The sequence below is a fragment of the Vibrio sp. TRT 21S02 genome (genome assembly GCF_050113675.1).
Taxonomy (GTDB): Bacteria; Pseudomonadota; Gammaproteobacteria; order Enterobacterales; family Vibrionaceae; genus Vibrio.
Map to the genome: position 1 here is coordinate 129,134 of NZ_JBNJOI010000010.1, position 16,420 is coordinate 145,553.

At 42.1% G+C, this 16,420-nt stretch carries 15 protein-coding genes and 1 pseudogene; 7 read left to right on the top strand and 9 right to left on the bottom strand.

The annotated features are described in order from the left end of the window. Positions 1–2: 2 nt before the first annotated feature. The 3 genes from ACQEXU_RS14410 to ACQEXU_RS14420 all read right to left on the bottom strand — a co-directional run bounded on the left by ACQEXU_RS14410 (position 3) and on the right by ACQEXU_RS14420 (position 2,136). On the bottom strand, positions 3–554 hold the full coding sequence (locus ACQEXU_RS14410; protein WP_427011348.1) for a DUF2301 domain-containing membrane protein: 552 nt from the start codon (positions 552–554) through the stop codon (positions 3–5). A 65-nt stretch (positions 555–619) separates the two neighbouring features. Then, entirely contained in the window at positions 620–1,477 is an 858-nt protein-coding gene (locus ACQEXU_RS14415) for a hypothetical protein (protein ID WP_427011349.1), read from the bottom strand. Positions 1,478–1,689: 212 nt separating this feature from the next. Further along, positions 1,690–2,136 (bottom strand): GNAT family N-acetyltransferase, encoded by a 447-nt coding sequence (locus ACQEXU_RS14420; protein ID WP_427011350.1) that lies wholly within the window; start codon positions 2,134–2,136, stop codon positions 1,690–1,692. 87 nt (positions 2,137–2,223) lie between these two features. On the opposite strand from ACQEXU_RS14420, the pseudogene ACQEXU_RS14425 reads away from it, so the two are divergent. Continuing rightward, positions 2,224–2,340 (top strand): annotated as a pseudogene (locus ACQEXU_RS14425) (IS982 family transposase); the annotation flags it as partial. 7 nt (positions 2,341–2,347) lie between these two features. On the opposite strand, the gene ACQEXU_RS14430 reads toward ACQEXU_RS14425, so the two are convergent. Continuing rightward, a complete protein-coding gene (locus ACQEXU_RS14430) occupies positions 2,348–3,841 on the bottom strand; it encodes a hypothetical protein (RefSeq protein WP_427011351.1) in 1,494 nt (497 codons plus the stop codon). Next, positions 3,834–4,403: a hypothetical protein gene (locus tag ACQEXU_RS14435; RefSeq protein WP_427011352.1), complete on the bottom strand. Its 570-nt coding sequence runs from the start codon at positions 4,401–4,403 to the stop codon at positions 3,834–3,836. Before ACQEXU_RS14435 ends, ACQEXU_RS14430 begins: the two co-directional genes overlap by 8 nt. An 852-nt stretch (positions 4,404–5,255) precedes the next feature. On the opposite strand from ACQEXU_RS14435, the gene ACQEXU_RS14440 reads away from it, so the two are divergent. The 5 genes from ACQEXU_RS14440 (at position 5,256) to ACQEXU_RS14460 (ending at position 11,398) form a co-directional block, all read left to right on the top strand. Then, positions 5,256–6,230, top strand: a complete 975-nt coding sequence (locus ACQEXU_RS14440) for an autoinducer 2 ABC transporter substrate-binding protein (RefSeq protein ID WP_427011353.1) — start codon at positions 5,256–5,258, stop codon at positions 6,228–6,230. A gap of 74 nt (positions 6,231–6,304) precedes the next feature. Beyond that, complete coding sequence (locus ACQEXU_RS14445) at positions 6,305–7,798, top strand: sugar ABC transporter ATP-binding protein (RefSeq protein WP_427011354.1); 1,494 nt, start codon at positions 6,305–6,307, stop codon at positions 7,796–7,798. Next, positions 7,791–8,789: an ABC transporter permease gene (locus tag ACQEXU_RS14450; RefSeq protein WP_427011355.1), complete on the top strand. Its 999-nt coding sequence runs from the start codon at positions 7,791–7,793 to the stop codon at positions 8,787–8,789. Before ACQEXU_RS14445 ends, ACQEXU_RS14450 begins: the two co-directional genes overlap by 8 nt. Positions 8,790–8,792: 3 nt before the next feature. Then, complete coding sequence (locus ACQEXU_RS14455) at positions 8,793–9,752, top strand: ABC transporter permease (protein WP_427011356.1); 960 nt, start codon at positions 8,793–8,795, stop codon at positions 9,750–9,752. 11 nt (positions 9,753–9,763) lie between these two features. Then, entirely contained in the window at positions 9,764–11,398 is a 1,635-nt protein-coding gene (locus ACQEXU_RS14460) for an FGGY-family carbohydrate kinase (RefSeq protein WP_427011357.1), read from the top strand. Positions 11,399–11,710: 312 nt separating this feature from the next. On the opposite strand, the gene ACQEXU_RS14465 is transcribed toward ACQEXU_RS14460, so the two are convergent. The 3 genes from ACQEXU_RS14465 to ACQEXU_RS14475 all read right to left on the bottom strand — a co-directional run bounded on the left by ACQEXU_RS14465 (position 11,711) and on the right by ACQEXU_RS14475 (position 14,885). Further along, positions 11,711–13,153: a DUF4041 domain-containing protein gene (locus ACQEXU_RS14465; protein ID WP_427011358.1), complete on the bottom strand. Its 1,443-nt coding sequence runs from the start codon at positions 13,151–13,153 to the stop codon at positions 11,711–11,713. A 2-nt stretch (positions 13,154–13,155) separates the two neighbouring features. Next, positions 13,156–13,470, bottom strand: a complete 315-nt coding sequence (locus tag ACQEXU_RS14470; protein WP_427011359.1) for a hypothetical protein — start codon at positions 13,468–13,470, stop codon at positions 13,156–13,158. A gap of 221 nt (positions 13,471–13,691) precedes the next feature. Continuing rightward, complete coding sequence (locus ACQEXU_RS14475) at positions 13,692–14,885, bottom strand: acetate/propionate family kinase (protein WP_367990080.1); 1,194 nt, start codon at positions 14,883–14,885, stop codon at positions 13,692–13,694. Between the two features lie 352 nt (positions 14,886–15,237). On the opposite strand from ACQEXU_RS14475, the gene cueR reads away from it, so the two are divergent. Beyond that, positions 15,238–15,624 (top strand): Cu(I)-responsive transcriptional regulator, encoded by a 387-nt coding sequence (gene cueR / locus ACQEXU_RS14480; protein WP_367990081.1) that lies wholly within the window; start codon positions 15,238–15,240, stop codon positions 15,622–15,624. 36 nt (positions 15,625–15,660) lie between these two features. Here the strand turns inward: cueR and vctC are convergent, their stop codons facing one another. Beyond that, the gene (vctC, locus tag ACQEXU_RS14485; protein WP_427011360.1) at positions 15,661–16,416 is read right to left on the bottom strand and encodes an iron chelate ABC transporter ATP-binding protein VctC; all 756 of its coding nucleotides are present in this window, start codon (positions 16,414–16,416) and stop codon (positions 15,661–15,663) included. Positions 16,417–16,420: the final 4 nt, after the last annotated feature.

The window sequence follows — 16,420 nt, forward strand, 5'->3', positions numbered from 1 at the left end:
TACTACACCTCATAGTTGGACTTTATCCCAATATCAAAATGCAATGGCATGCGCCATTTAGCAAAAGAAAGGTAGCCCATAACAAGTGAAGAAAAAGCAAGTGCAGCGGATGCGATCATCGGTTGTTCAAACCATATCGCAAACGCAGAAATGGCGAGTAAGACAGGAACCGCCTTTAGGCCAAACACCTTAAAGCAGAACGATTCCTTTAAAGCGATACCGGAAAAAGTGATAAAAATAAACCCCAGAGACATGCCCATACGAACCTGTTCTGGGTCGCTGATCATCAAGGCTAACCCAATCCAAGCTGACCAACTGATAGCCGCTCGTACATGTTTGCTGTAAACATGAATATTCGCCGCACACAGTGCCGCAGAAACCGCAATCATTAACAACGCTGGATTAGTGAAGCCAATCAGCCCTTCAACCTTGCCAGACAAAGCCCCCGCAAGCAGTAATATCGATAAAGAAAATAAGCTAATACCGGTGCGATAAAGACAAACACTGAGTTTATCAAGACTATCCAATGTTTCTTTGTATTCTGGGTTCGCCATAATGTGCTCTAACAACATCCACCTAAGTGCACAATAGTATCAAAGTAATCGCTCAACTTACGACTCTAGTTTGCTAAAGAATTACTGTACATCAGTAATTTCAGTGACCCCATAACAGCTTGCTTATATCTTTCATTGTAGAAGTTATCGAAGTCCGTTTGTGTCCCATTACAAATAGGGTGATTTGTATTACCGAATCCCTCGTTGCCACATTTACCATAGCTTGAGAAGCCTTGTTTCACATCGCCTTTATAATGTGGATATACCATCCAATAATCTCGCCAAGACAACGACTCATTAATATCACCGTCAATGGCTGCTAATGTGTTTTGAGCCGTTTGCTCAAGGATTTCGACAGGCGTTTGAATGTGTTGAAGCATCGACGAACATTCAGATTCAGAAATCGTCAGCACCACTGCATCTTTCGGAGAATAACCATCAAAGGCATCTTTTTGCGTGGAAAGATGGTAGATAGGTGCGACATGAGCTGGGACGGCCATATCTTGGATCAAATGCATTAAGTGGCCAATGAGTTCCAGCGATTGGTGACTAGCCGTTTCTTTTTGCTCAAGTAACTTATTAGCTTGTTTAACAAAATAGGGATGTAACGAGCGATTCATGCCAATTAAATTAGGCAAAATTGAGCCGGGCTGCATTTTTTCATAATCAAAGCGTGCATCGTAAAAGTGCCAGTTCCACAACCGGGAGAAGGTAATGTTGTCCAAGTCTTTATTCGCGTCGGCAGTATAGTTGGCCTCTTCATCACCAAATTCAGTTTTCAATTTATCTGGCATCAATTGCTGGCAGGTTTGGTATAACTTAAACGCATCGAGAGACGGTTGTTTATGCTTTTCCGCATCATATGCCATGGAAGGTAAAGGAAGAAACAATACGGGTAGAAGGTAGCGGCACAATGATCTCATTTGTTCTCCTTAGAGTGTGTTGCTGTAAACCTAGAGTCAGCATCACCATTCATTAACAAAACCGATAACTCAACAAACTTTTATAAAGTCTTAAAATCCTTCATCAAAATCCATCTAGCCGCCTTCATATGGAAGTAACATCACACAATGTAAAAGCCCCTTCATATCGATAAGGGGCTTTCAATAAAATCCGTTAACGTTGAATGTTAGTGCTATAAATCAATATATAAGCGAAGCATGTCTTTGTGCTGAATGCCCTGCTCCATAATGGGTTCAGGATAATGATCCAGAAAATAGTCTTTCACCACTTTATCAACTCGAAACCCAACGCGTTGATAATAGGTGAGTTGATAACCAAAGCTACCAGTGCCCAGCTCGACACGTCTCACCTTCTCTTCTGCTAATGTCGCTAAAGCAAACTTTAAAAGTTCTGAGCCAATACCCTGCCCTTGGAACGCTGGCAATACCGCAATATTTAGCACTTCAGCACTGTACTCATCAATCTGTTTGACGACACAAGCACCAATGATCAGATCGCAATCTTTTGCCACATAGCAGGCCGATTCCAAAGGATAAGATTCGATACTAGCTTGGCTTGGGTCCGCTTCTAGTAAAAGTAACGTAGGTATTTTGTCTATCGTAGTTCTTATATATTCCATAGATGACTCGCGTTATTTTATTTCAACACGTTATTAGTCAAGATTAGCACGTTAACTAAATGCCAGTTACACAAACCTCAGTACGGGAGCTATGTCAGTTTTATGCTGAATCTGCTGACAGGACTCATTGCCTATTCATTTCAACCTAAAAAGCCGAGTATTAAAGTGACTCGGCTTGAAAAAGATGCGCTTATGCAGATCTGAGATTAGGCTAGTGTGGTAGCGGATAAAAAAGTAGATTCGACTCTACTTCTAAGCCACCTTTATTTTTAGCTCGCTGTGGGAACATTTCAAAAAAGAGAAGGTGTGATTGTGAAGTCGCCTCCGCCACCGATTTAGCTACAACTTCACCAGTAAAGTCCCGAATAGTCACTTCGTAAGTTGCATCGAACCAAAAGTCATTTTCCGATACAAAATCTACTGCTAACAAGTATGAACCGTACTCAACAGGCTCACCATGACAGTGTTCCCAAGCATAAGTATGTCTCCCTGCTGCAGGAGATGAAGAACTTAGGTATATTGGCGTTTCCTTTGTGAGGATTGTACTGATATAACCGTCCCAAAGGACCCGTTCATTGCTCTTACTTTCAGAAAATCTACCAGCATCGCATGCAATGTAATCGATCTCATCGAGATACAGATCATCTGGTGTATTATCACAGTAATAACTTCTTTCAGGGTCATTGTTTCTCTCCTCAACACTCATACGATCAATAAAACCATAATCATGGCGAGTATATCCACCTCTCGAGATATTCTGTTTAACTTCAACTTCAAACATGTAATCTTCCCACTCAGGGACTGTTACTTCATCAAATGCTCGATGCATAGATGATTGCACATCAATTTGCGGATAAGGGGGTAAATTAGACAAGTATGTAGCATTTAGCCCATGCCCAAAACCGAACCAATCATTTGAACCGTCAAAGTCCATAGTAAATGTACTCGCTATAGGGGTTAGGCTTGATTCCTGTAAAATACGAATTACAAGATCTTTTGAATTGAGGTGATGCTCACCATTAAGTTGGATCGAAGCTGGCGCAATATGCACTACCTTCACATTCTCATCACTGTATCCGTAGCTATCGGTAACATAATTATACGCTTCGTTTAACCACAAGTTACCCTGTGAATGCGCAACAAAAACGAATCCATTACCAGCTAGAATTCTGTCATCTAACAGTTCTTTATGCTTATTTCTAACCTCGTGGGTATTTGGGGAGCTGCTAAATTGTTGAAGAAGAGATGTACTTGCAGCAGTGATTAGCTTGCTTAAGTCTTGTCGTAAGTCCGCAACCAATAAATGCCATATTGCAGAGTCAGTGTCTTGATTAAACAAAGTTGTCTCACCGTCAGGTGATTTAAGCTGTCCATCCAACATCATCCACATGATTTCCCAACGCTCAGACTTGGAGTCAGTTAGATTTAATTCTCTCAACCGTTGGTCAAATGTCTCAACAAAATCTTCAACGGTGCTTAACCCACCACCCGTATCATTATATAATTGTAATGGCTCACTATCCTTGGAGGTTCCCGATTTCGCCATGCTATACAGTCGAAACATATCTTGGCGTGCAGTTCTCAATGTGGTTACTACACCATTTAAGTATCCAAAAGTATATCCCTTCTCATTCGAGCAATAGGCAAATGCAGAGCTATTGAACAGAAAGGTAACAGTTATTATAAACATGATATATTTACTCACAGTCATCTCCTGTAGGCTCCGTACCTATAATAGCGGTACCATCTAACGCTTTATTGTAATGAACATAGTGCTCGCTTCTAAGCTTCGTATTTAGTGTCATGGCAAACAAAATATTCCCAGAACCTGTAGCATCATCCCAATCAAGATTCAGTTGCATCATACAGTGAATAACCGGATCAAGTGTAATTGCTCTCGCGCTTGCAACCTCTGTATCTATTTCGGTCCCCTCCGAGTAGTCGTAGTCAAATACCGTTTGTAAATGCCTTGCACTTTGCTGATAGTATCCGCGCTCATTTTCTGGGATTATCAATACATTAATAAACTCATCGATATCATCTCGGATGCCATTTTCATCGACATCAATACCTTTTAAAGTGTCATCTCGATTAAGGACAGGCTCAAAATTCTGATACAGATACGTTAATTGCTCTTTTGTTGTTGATGCGCTCTCTAAGGCTTGGCGGTCTTCTTCTGACAATATAATTTTGTATTCCTTATTCTCCTCAGGAATACACCCTACCAACAATAAACATCCAACCAATGCTGCAAAAGTTTTATTCATTTTAATTATCCTATTAACTTATGTATTAGCTTGGATATAATAACTTGCCTTTATTCTCATAATTTAGACTAGATTTAATTGAAGTCACTGAATTAACAAAGTGTGAATAAGATCTGGTTCTTACCATCATTTAATTATTCCTTTAAAGTCATTCTGTCCTTAGGTTTGTCATAAATACGGCCTATACTTTTCATAACTTACAGCAACAGTTCCCATCGAATACCAATTAACATTGTTCTTAGCATAATTTTGCGTTGTGGTTTGTTTTAAGCGAAATAAGTTTTAACTCCTTAGCATGACGTTCAAAAAACACTCACGAAAGATCAAGATACCCTAGCCAGATTCGCAAGAATTTCTTTTCGTCCTTGTTTGTGACAGATTTTCTTTAGGAAGCAATCAAAGAGTATATTTGAGAATAGATTTCGTTATATAATTACAGCTTACTTGCACTTTGCTTTGATGCTTAGAAAAAGCAACTGACGGTTCATCACAGAACTTTAATAAGATCATGTCCTGTATTCTTAAATAGTGTGATGGGCCTGAGATTTTTATTAATTAATTGCTCACTAAGTACACAACCATACATTTATAATTACCTATCTTTTTATTTATGTTAACTCATTGTTAATATTATTTCTTAAATGTTAACTACGACCCTCCCAAATCGCCGATAAAATCACATCACACTAAAAATTTAACAATATCGCAACACAAAAACACCTATCGATTAACATTAACGTGCTTAGATCACAATGAGACATCAAGTACTCAAACTCTTATTGAAAGGCACCTTAAGATCGTTTCATCGATTCACCTTACCCCCTACCCATAACAATTAAAGGATTGATGAAGATGAAGAAGGTCTTATTAAACGTGGCAGCTTTAACGCTCGCCCTTGCTGCTACAGCTACTCAAGCGAAAGATTATGAAATCGTAAACGTGGTTAAAGTTTCGGGTATCCCTTGGTTTAACCAAATGAACAAAGGTATTGAGCAGGCGGCTTCAGATCTAGGTGTTAACGCACGCCAACTGGGTCCATCAACTCCTGACCCAGCTCAACAAGTAAAAATTATTGAAGATTTAATCGCCAAAGGTGTGGACGCGATTACCGTCGTACCAAACGACGTGACGGTACTAGAACCTGTGTTTAAAAAAGCCCGGGAGAAAGGGATCATTGTGTTAACCCATGAGTCTCCGGATGGACATGGCGCAGATTGGGACATCGAAACGATCGATAACCAAGCGTACGCAAAAGCGACCATGGATGAGCTAGCAAAAAACATGGATAAAAAAGGTGGCTACGCCATTTATGTTGGCTCATTAACTGTGCCACTACACAACAACTGGGCGAATCTTGCGATCGATTACCAAAAGAAAACCTACCCAGATATGCATGAAGTAACCAGCCGTATGCCAGTTGCAGAAAGTATCGACCAATCTTATGCCGCAACCAATGATTTGATGAAAGCACACCCAGATATGACTGGTATCATCTCTTACGGTTCACTCGGTGGGATTGGTGCTGGAGAAGCTCTTAAGAAGAAACGTGCTAAAGACAAGATCAGCGTAGTTGGCATTATGATGCCAAGCCAAGCCGCACCTTACTTAGCGCGTGGCGAAATCGATAAAGGCTTCCTATGGAACCCTGCGGATGCGGGCTATGCCTTAGTGGCTGTCGCTAAGCAAATGCTTGAAGGTAAAGAAGTCTCTCAAGGTGTAACCGTTCAAGGCCTTGGCGATGCAGAAATCGATACACAAAACCGCGTAATTAAGTTCAACAAAATCCTAGAAGTCGACAAAACCAACGCTCGTCAACTAGGTTTCTAAGCACGGCACTTTCTGTCGTAAATGGGCGGTGCAATGCCGCCCCCCTCATTCGTCCTCTCATTGTGGAAATGGTTATGTCTGATACTCCTTTTATTACCCTCAAACAGGTATCTAAACACTTTGGCTCGGTGAAGGCATTGGATGGAATAGACCTTACGTTCAATCAGGGTGAAGTGCACTGCTTAGCTGGCAAAAATGGGTGTGGTAAAAGCACGTTATTTAAAGTTATTTCCGGCGTTCACGCACCAGAAAAAGGGGCTAAAATCATACTGGGTGACAAAAGCTATTCTCGACTCTCCCCGCAGCAATCAATAGAACACGGCATTCAAGTTATCTATCAAGACTTGTCTCTATTTCCGAATTTAACGGTCGCTGAAAACATTGCCATTCAAGATCATGTTGAGTGGGCCAAAGGATTCGTCCAAAAAAAGCGTATCCAAGACATTGCAATTCGAGCGATGGCAAAAGTAGGCGTCAAACTGCCGTTAGAAAAACGCATAGAACAGCTTTCGATTGCAGAATGCCAACTTGTTGCGATATGCAGGGCAATGGCATCAGACGCTAAACTGATGATCATGGACGAGCCGACGGCATCACTCACACGTACTGAAGTAAACCAGCTAATCGACGTTGTCGCCGATCTGAAATCCAAAGGGGTTACTGTTGTATTCGTGAGCCACAAACTTGATGAAGTGATGGAAATTTCTGACCGAATCACCGTTATTCGCGATGGTCGCACCATTGGAACCTATCAAGCAGATGACGTCGACAGTGATGAGTTAGCGTTTTTAATGACCGGACAACGCTTCGAGTTCACTCCCCTCCCGAGTTATCATCAGCAAGGTGAAGTCAAACTGGACGTCGAGAATCTCTCTAAACACGGTCAGTTTAAAGACATTTCATTTCAGGTTCGTGCAGGTGAAATTGTTTCTATTACTGGGTTACTTGGCGCGGGCCGCACAGAACTATGTATGGCGCTATTTGGCATAACGCAGCCAGACAGTGGTGTGATACGCGTAAATGGTCAGCCCACGAAATTCAAATCTAATCGAGATGCAATTTCTCAAGGCATTGGTTACGTATCTGAAGATCGAATGTCGACGGGACTAGTGATGGACCAAGCCATTCAAGACAATATCACAGCCTCAGTCATGCCACGCCTCAAGAAAGCATCTGGATTTCTTGATCACCTAAAAGCAAGCAAGCTTGTCGATAAGCTAATTTCTTCGCTCTCAATCAAAGTGGCTGATCCAATGCTGCCCGTGACCAGTTTATCTGGTGGTAATGCTCAGCGTATCTCTATTGCAAAATGGATCGCCGCAGAGCCTGATGTCCTTATCCTCGACTCACCGACTGTTGGTGTCGATGTTGCCAATAAAGAAGCAATTTACACCATTGCTAAAGACCTTGCGGCAAAAGGAATGGCCATCCTTATGATCAGCGATGAGATCCCAGAAGTGTTTTATAACAGCCACCGCGTGATTGTGATGAAAGAAGGACGTTTCACTCATGACTTCCAACCAACCCACTCTACTGAACAAGAAATCATGGAGGCTGTTAATGCTTAACCAATTTCGTTGTTCTTTATCTTCATTCGCCAAACGTCATGAGTTCTACTTATCTTTAATGATTGTGTTGATCGTTAGCGTGCTGACCTTCATCTCAGATGACTTCCTGACTCTGGGCAATATTTTCGATATGTCAGTCAGTTCAGCATTACTTGGCATCATGGCTTGTGGTTTGTTTGTTGTGCTCATCGCAGGCGGCATTGATATCTCCTTTCCCGCGACCGCCGCGATCGCTCAGTACATCACTGCAACGTACATTTTGACGCTTGGCGGTAATTTTATGATTGCGTTTGCGATTGCAACACTTGTCGGGGTTTTACTGGGCATGATCAATGCCACGCTGGTATACAAACTCAAAGTACCAGCGATCATCATTACTATTTCAACACTTAACGTTTTCTTTGGCTTACTGATTTACTTTAGCAACGGCGAATGGTTATACGGTTTTCCTGACTGGTTTATGGATGGTATTGAGCTATTCACATTCACAGGCAGCGATGGATATGACTATGGTCTATCACTTCCCATCATGACCGTAGTTGCCATGATTGCTCTCACTTCATTTTTGATGTCTAAAACACGCTTAGGTCGTCAGATCTATGCCGTAGGAGGAAATGCAGACGCTGCGAGTCGTATTGGTATCAACCTCTTTGGTATTAATCTCTTTGTTTACGGTTACATGGGGGCGCTAGCTGGTATTGCCTCTGTTGTCCAAACCCAAATCACCCAGTCCGTAGCTCCAAATTCTCTTATGGGATTTGAGCTCACGGTATTGGCCGCTGTTGTGTTAGGTGGGACCAGCATGACAGGCGGTAAAGGCACACTATTTGGCGTGGTTCTTGGCGTTATTTTGCTCGCCGTTGTGAAAAACGGCCTAACGTTACTCAGTGTGCCTTCTTACTGGCACACGGTCGTAACTGGCTTAATCATTGTTTGCAGCATCAGCATGACCGCAATCAATGAGAAAAAACAGACGCTTAAAGGAATATAAACTATGGAACACATGCTAAATAGTTTAAAACTGCCAACCGATAAGAACATTCGCTACCTATTGGTTATTTTGGTCGGCATCCTCGTGGTTATGGCGTTTTCAAGCGGACAAGCCTTTTTCTCGATTGATAACTTACAGTCAATGTCGTCACAAATGCCATTACTCGGCCTACTCGCACTTGCAATGGCGGTTTGTATGCTCACTGGTGGGATCAACCTGTCGATCATTGCAACGACGAATGCGTGTGGTTTGGTCATGGCGAGCATCATTACGCAAGCTCCAGATAGCTCAGCAGTACTCATCCTCGCGCTGATTGGAGGACTTATTACGGCCATTGTTGTCGGTTTGCTCAATGGTGCATTGATTGCCTACATAGGTGTTTCTCCTATCCTCGCAACGCTGGGGACCATGACACTCATCAATGGTCTCAACGTTTTGATCTCCGGGGGTAGCGTCATCTCAGGTTTTCCTGAAGCGTTGCTAGTTCTGGGGAATGGCACCGTATTTGGCGTACCAATGCCACTGATTTTATTTATTGGCTTTGCCATCGGCTTATGGGCGCTACTTGAACACACCAGTTTAGGTAAAACTATCTACCTCATGGGCTCTAATGAAAAAGCCACTCGCTTTTCTGGTATCAACACACACAAAGCCATTTTGTATGTTTACGTTATCTCCTCGGTGCTCTGTTGGGTTGCTGCTATTGTGATGATGGCAAAGTTCAACTCAGCCAAAGCAGGTTATGGAGAGTCTTACTTACTGATCGCGATTCTTGCGTCAGTGCTTGGGGGAATCAACCCTGATGGTGGCTTTGGACGCATTGTCGGCATTGGCCTTGCACTTATCGTATTACAGACACTAGAAAGTGGCCTTAACTTACTAGGGGTGAGCAGTTACCTCACGATGGCACTGTGGGGCGGTATCTTGATCTTATTCATCTTCTTACAAAAAAATAAAACTTAACGGAGCGGTATATGAGTATTTATTTTATCGGCGTTGACGTAGGCAGCGGCAGTGCTCGAGCAGGCGTATTTAACGCCGAAGGTCGCAAAGTGGGAGAAGCCAAACGCGATACCTTAATGTTCACACCTCAAGCGAACTTCGTTGAACAATCATCCGACAACATCTGGCAATGTGTGTGTCTTGCGGTAAAAGACGCCGTATCAAAAGCCAATATTGACCCTATCCAAGTCAAAGGGATTGGTTTTGATGCGACCTGTTCATTGGTTGTATTAGATAAAAGTGGTCAGCCGCTAACCGTCAGCCCTACTGGACGCAGTGAACAAAACGTTGTTATGTGGATGGATCACCGCGCAATGACCCAAGCAGATCGAATCAACAAAACTCAGCACCCTGTTTTAGCTTACGTGGGTAATCGTATCTCACCCGAAATGCAAACACCTAAACTGCTATGGTTAAAGCAAAACATGCCAAACACATGGGCGAAATCTGGCTACTTCTTTGACTTACCAGACTTTCTTACGTGGAAAGCAACATTTGATGCGAGTCGTTCACTGTGCTCAACAGTATGTAAGTGGACATACCTAGGTCATGAAAATAAATGGGATAAGGATTTCTTTGAGCTGATTGGTCTAGAAGAGTTACTAGAAAACGACGCCAAGGCTATCGGCGATAGAATTTTACCAATGGGCCAACCTGTAGGTAATGGCCTCACCGCTCATGCAGCAGATGACTTAGGTTTAATAACCGGTACGGCTGTGGGCACCGCTATTATCGATGCTCATGCTGGCGGTATAGGAGTGCTAGGAGCACCTGGCATGACAGGAGAAAAAGTGGATTTCAATAAACGGTTAGCGTTGATTGGTGGTACTTCCTCCTGCCATATGGCCGCGTCCAAAACAGCACGGTTTATTGATGGCATTTGGGGAGCGTATTACAGCGCTATGATTCCGGGATATTGGCTCAATGAAGGTGGACAATCGGCCACAGGAGCACTCATCGACCATATCATTACGTCGCATCCACTTTATGAAAGCACGAAAGAACTAGCGAACAAGCAAGGTAAAACGGTTTATGAATACTTAAATGACCACCTGTTAAAGCTTGCTGGAAATAAAGAAGACATCGCTTTTCTAACCAAAGATATTCATGTACTGCCTTACTTCCATGGCAATCGCTCTCCACGAGCAAATGCACATTTAACCGGTTCCATCACAGGGTTAAGGATGTCCAAAGTACTGGATGATATGGCCCTTCAATATTTGGCCACCATTCAAGGGATTGCACTTGGTACTCGCCATATTATCGAAGTGATGAACGAAAGCGGTTATGACATCGACACCATCATGGCATGTGGCGGAGGAACCAAAAACAGCATCTTCCTGCAAGAACATGCCAATGCGACGGGATGTATCATCCTTCTTCCTGAAGAGAGCGAGGCCGTCATACTAGGTTCGGCAATGTTAGGCTCGGTAGCCGCCGGTTTTTACAGTGACATCCCTGATGCAATGAACGCTATGAGCCGAATTAGCAAGAGCGTGATGCCACAGACTGAAAAGATAAAACGTTTCTACGACGCCAAATATCAAGTCTTTCACAAAATGTATGAAGATGACATGCGCTATAAACGGCTAATGGCAGATTTTTAAAAACACCGAAAACCGAACCAACAAGCGAGCCATATAGGCTCGCTTTTAATAGTCAATTTGGCTTGGAGTTACAGTAAATCAACAAATTGGTGTTCGATGACGGACTCCTTGTTAGTTTGCAATTTATTAGTATGTTTTGTTCTAACATGCTTTTGGACAGAGCTAATCTTCAAATAATCAAACATTAGTAACTCATAAATTAATGTAAGTATGGCAGTGTTACGAAATTAGTAACCCACCGATGTTAGTGTAGTCACGTTTAGCATATCGAATGATGAAACTCACTAGAGTTATAAGCTAGTGCACTTAAAATCAGGCTGCATCACTAAGACGAAGGCTTTCGTAATAGTCTTCCGCTAGAGCAGTCATTTTAAACTCAGCATCTACTCCAGCGATCTTTTCAACAGCGTCTTTAATATCTTCTAGATCGACATTAAAAAACTCCTTACGAAGATTAACTGCATTAACACGTTGAGAGTGGAACTCACGGTGTAATGCTGTTTCGAGTGCAGGCGCATCATCTGTATAAATCATGGCATGTACATCAAACGGGAATGGTACACTGGCATCACCAAGTTCTTTAACCCTATCCATCGGCTCGAGCCGGCGCGTTAAACCTATCTTGTAGATATCTTCACCAAACGAGCCAATGTTACTTATCACATAGACATGGCCTTTGCGAGTTTGCTCAGCCATACTTTTAGCACGCTCTTCTTTAGCTTCGGCTGCGGCTAGTTGTTGTTCTAAAATCGCTATTCTTTGTTCCATTTCAGTACGTTCTTGCTCATTCGCTTGAGCAAGCTCTTGCTGAGCTTTATCAAGAAGGTTTCGATACATTTTTTCTTCTTTCTCAGCTTCAGCAATAGCCTTTTCAAATTCCTTTATTGCTCTCTGCTCTTCACGAATTTGCTCTTTGATAAGTTTCTGTTCGGTAATTTCTTCCTGCTTCTTCAAAATATATTGATACTGAAGCTTACATTCTTCGAATTTTAGTTCGATGTAGTCGATATCAAAGCCACACTCAAGTGTCGCAGCCGACTTTTCTAGAGTGTTTGCTAATTTCTCGATTCTTTCCAGTGTACGACCAAATGAGCTTGGAGATACTTTGCCAATAAGCATGTCACATTCAATGTTGAACGCTATGAGCATCAACTTAACTTGGCCATTAAGAATTTTCTTATTGAAAGACTTGTCATTAGAAATAACAGTAGTTTCTGGGAAAGTGACTGCGGTCTTCGCTTTAATCATGTCTTTTTGTTGCTGCCTGATATCTTTGATCTCTTCAGCATAGCGAGTAGACGTTTCGTAGAGATATTGAGGCATTTCGAAATGACCATAGGCAGTGTATTCATCGAGTCGTGAATACAAGTCTATTTCACCCATTAGCTCGTTCAGGTCAAGTTCGCTTTTTTCAATATTGGCATTAAGTTTATTTAGGGTATTTTTAGCAGCGTCAAGAGACTCTTGCTGTTCTTGAATACTAACTTTAAGAGAATCATCTTGTCCTTTCAAAGCTTGAAGGTCAGCAGTTTCAGCATGAATTTGGGAAAGCGACTGCTTTGCTATCTCAGTAGTATGTTTTAGTGAGTTATTAGCTTTCTTTAATGCATCGTGTTTTTCTTTAGCTTTCGTTAACGCTTCATCAATTGACTTATATTGCCCAACTTTTTTATCCGCAGATCGTTTCGTCACTATATAGGTCAGCAAAACTGCTAACAAAGATATGCCTGCCAACATCAGTAAATTATTATCCATTTTTACCTTAAAACCTCTTGTATAAATTGCTTTCTAAGGGCGGCTCGTTCTTCGCAGCGCTCTTGATACTCCTGACTTGCATCAGCTAAAGCATTCTTAAACTCTTTCTTTGCGATGGATTTTTGTTCTCTTACTTGTCGCTTTAGTTCTCGCTGAGCCTCACGCACTGCTCGTTCATGTTCTCTAAGTGCTTGAGCTTCAGCACGTTGTCGAGTTTTCTCTCTACGTTGAGCTTCACGAGCGGCTTGTTTATTGGCCCTATCTATTGCCTTAACTATCTTTATAGCTGTCCTTAAACCACTTCCTCGCCTAGCCAATACATTTCTCCTTCAAGCAAACAAAAACTTTACTTGCGATGCTAGCACAACAAAATTGGAAGAATTGTTATTTAAATCAAACAGAATACATAAACTATATAATTACAAAAATGGATATAAATAAACTTTACACTGATCCATCTAGTCTAAATAAACCACCATTAGAAACCAAAAAAGCGAGCCACTAGGGCTCGCTTTTTACTATTAAGTTTGGAAATCTATTACAGTAGTTCTACTGACTGCTGCGCAATCACGAACTCTTCGTTGGTTGGGATCACCATAGCAACAGCATCTAGCAATTCAGATTTTGCGATAACGCCAGCGTTACCAAAACGTGCGTCTTCGTTGCCTTTTTCATCTTCAACAAAACCAAGCAGTTTCAGGTTACGCAGAATTTCACGGCGAATTGGCAATGAGTTTTCACCAATACCACCAGTGAAGATAACCGCATCTAGCGTGCTTAATGGGATCAGGTAAGAACCGATGTACTTAGCAACGCGGTAAGTGAAGACTTCAAATGCGAGCTTGGCACCTTCATGGCCATTTTCCATCGCTTCTAGAATGCCACGTGCATCTGAAGTTAAGCCAGAAACCCCTAAGAAGCCAGACTTCTTGTTTAGCGTTTCAAACACTTTCTCTGTCGTCCAACCTTTTTTGATTAGGAACTCAATCACGCCTGGGTCCAAGTCACCAGAGCGAGTGCCCATCATTAGGCCAGCCAGTGGTGTAAAGCCCATTGAGGTGTCAACTGAACGGCCATTTTCAATCGCACAGACTGACGCGCCATTACCTAGGTGAACCGAAATAAAGCTCGATTGCTCAACGGATTTGTTCAGCATTTTCGCCGCTTCACGACTTACGAAGTAATGACTAGTGCCGTGGAAACCGTATCGACGGATGCCGTACTCTTTATACAGTTCGTTAGAGATAGCGCCAGTAAATGCTTTTTGAGGCATTGTTTGATGGAACGCGGTATCAAATACAGCAAATTGAGGAAGGCTTGGAAACGCTTGCATTGCCGCTTCGATGCCTTTTGCGCCTGCCGGGTTGTGGAGCGGAGCTAGATCAGACAAGCTCTCAATTTCTGCTAGAACTTCTTTATTAATACGAACTGTAGAGGTGAACTTCTCACCGCCATGTACGATACGATGTCCCACGGCAACCAGATCATTAGTAAAACCTAGTGTTTCAATTAAGCCTACAATTCGGTTAATCGCGTGCTGGTGATGGTTGTCCGGTGCTGAAATCGGTTCTTCGGTTTTCTCACCGTTGTATTTCCAGCTAATTACCGCTTCAGGTAAACCAAAACACTCTCCTAAACCACTAACAATGGCTTCACCAGTATTAGAATCAATAACAGCGAATTTGAGAGAAGAACTACCTGAGTTGATAACCAGCACAAACGAATTTGACATGGGGGTATGTATCCTGTTGCAGACTGAACTATAGAAGCCGTGAACTTCATTGTTTGTATGATGTCATTATTCAATAAATTTTGAATCTTTCAACTTTCTTTTATAGACTCAACAAAACAAACAGTTTTTTCTTGATCTAACGCAATTCTCGTTTTTTTTTGAACCCAGAATTAAATCTACGCGATCACAGTTATGACAATGGATTGAGTACATATGCATATGCTCAATCTCAACCACTTCTATAAATTCCATTAAAAAATAGTTGAATACTCAACTCAACGTATAAGAAAAACTTTGGTTACCTTCCAGCTCAGGTTAAAATTATAGTGTCTCATAAGATGCGGAGTAATTTATGAATATTGGCGCTGTTGCAAAGTTGACCGGGCTTTCCAGCAAATCTATCCGTTTGTACGAAGACAAGGGTATTATCAGCCCACCGAATCGTTCTGATGCTGGATATAGAGAATACAGCGAGAAGCATATTCAGGAACTGAATTTGGTTTCGCGAGCAAAAAATGCAGGCTTCTCTCTTGCCGAGTGTAAAGAGTTCGTTTTGTTAGCCCAAAACCCAAACCGAAAAAGTAGTGAGGTTAAAGCTCGGACATTGGAAAAGCTTGAAGAAATTAGTGTAAAGATCCGAGAGTTAAAAGAAATCGAGAAGCAACTCAAGAGCTGGGTTTCTGCATGCCCTGGTGATTCAGGTAGCCACTGCCCTATCATCGAAGACCTAACAAAATAAAGGCCTAGCATAGCTAGACCTGTTTCTTGAACTGAGTTAATGGTAAGTGCACATGCGCTTACCATCCATTTCTATAATATTGAATGGTGTTTCATAGATGGACTCCAGAACGTCACTTCGAATCACTTCTTCTACGGTTCCATTGGCAACAACCTTGCCCTTTTTCAATGCAATGATGATATCGGAATAACACGCGGCAAAGTTTATATCGTGAATCACAACCACAAGCGCTTTATTCAACTCGTGGGCTAACCGTTGCACGTTACGCATGATTTGCAATGAATGTTTGATATCTAAATTGTTTAATGGCTCATCGAGAAATACATAATCTGTATCTTGCGCGATCACCATGGCAATAAATGCCAATTGACGTTGGCCACCACTCAGCTCGTCTAAGTACTTATCTTGAATATCGGTTAAGTCGAGGTAGTCTATCGCTTTGGCAATGACCTGTTTGTCTTCTTCTGTAAGCTTACCCTGACTGTAAGGGAAACGACCAAATGCAATCATTTCTCTTACTGTAAAACGCATGGTGATGTTATTCGCTTGGCGAAGAACGGCTAAACGCTTAGCCAACTCTTTTGTGTCCCATTCCGCCAGTTCCTTGCAGTCAATATGTACGCTACCGCTATCCTTACTGACTAAGCGACTTGCCATAGATAGCAGTGTGCTCTTTCCGGCGCCATTTGGCCCGATAATGGAGGTGACTTTGCCTTTTTCAAACTCAGCACTTGCTGTATCAACAACAGCTGACTGCCCAAAAACTTTTGTAAGACCTTTTAATTTAATCATGGCA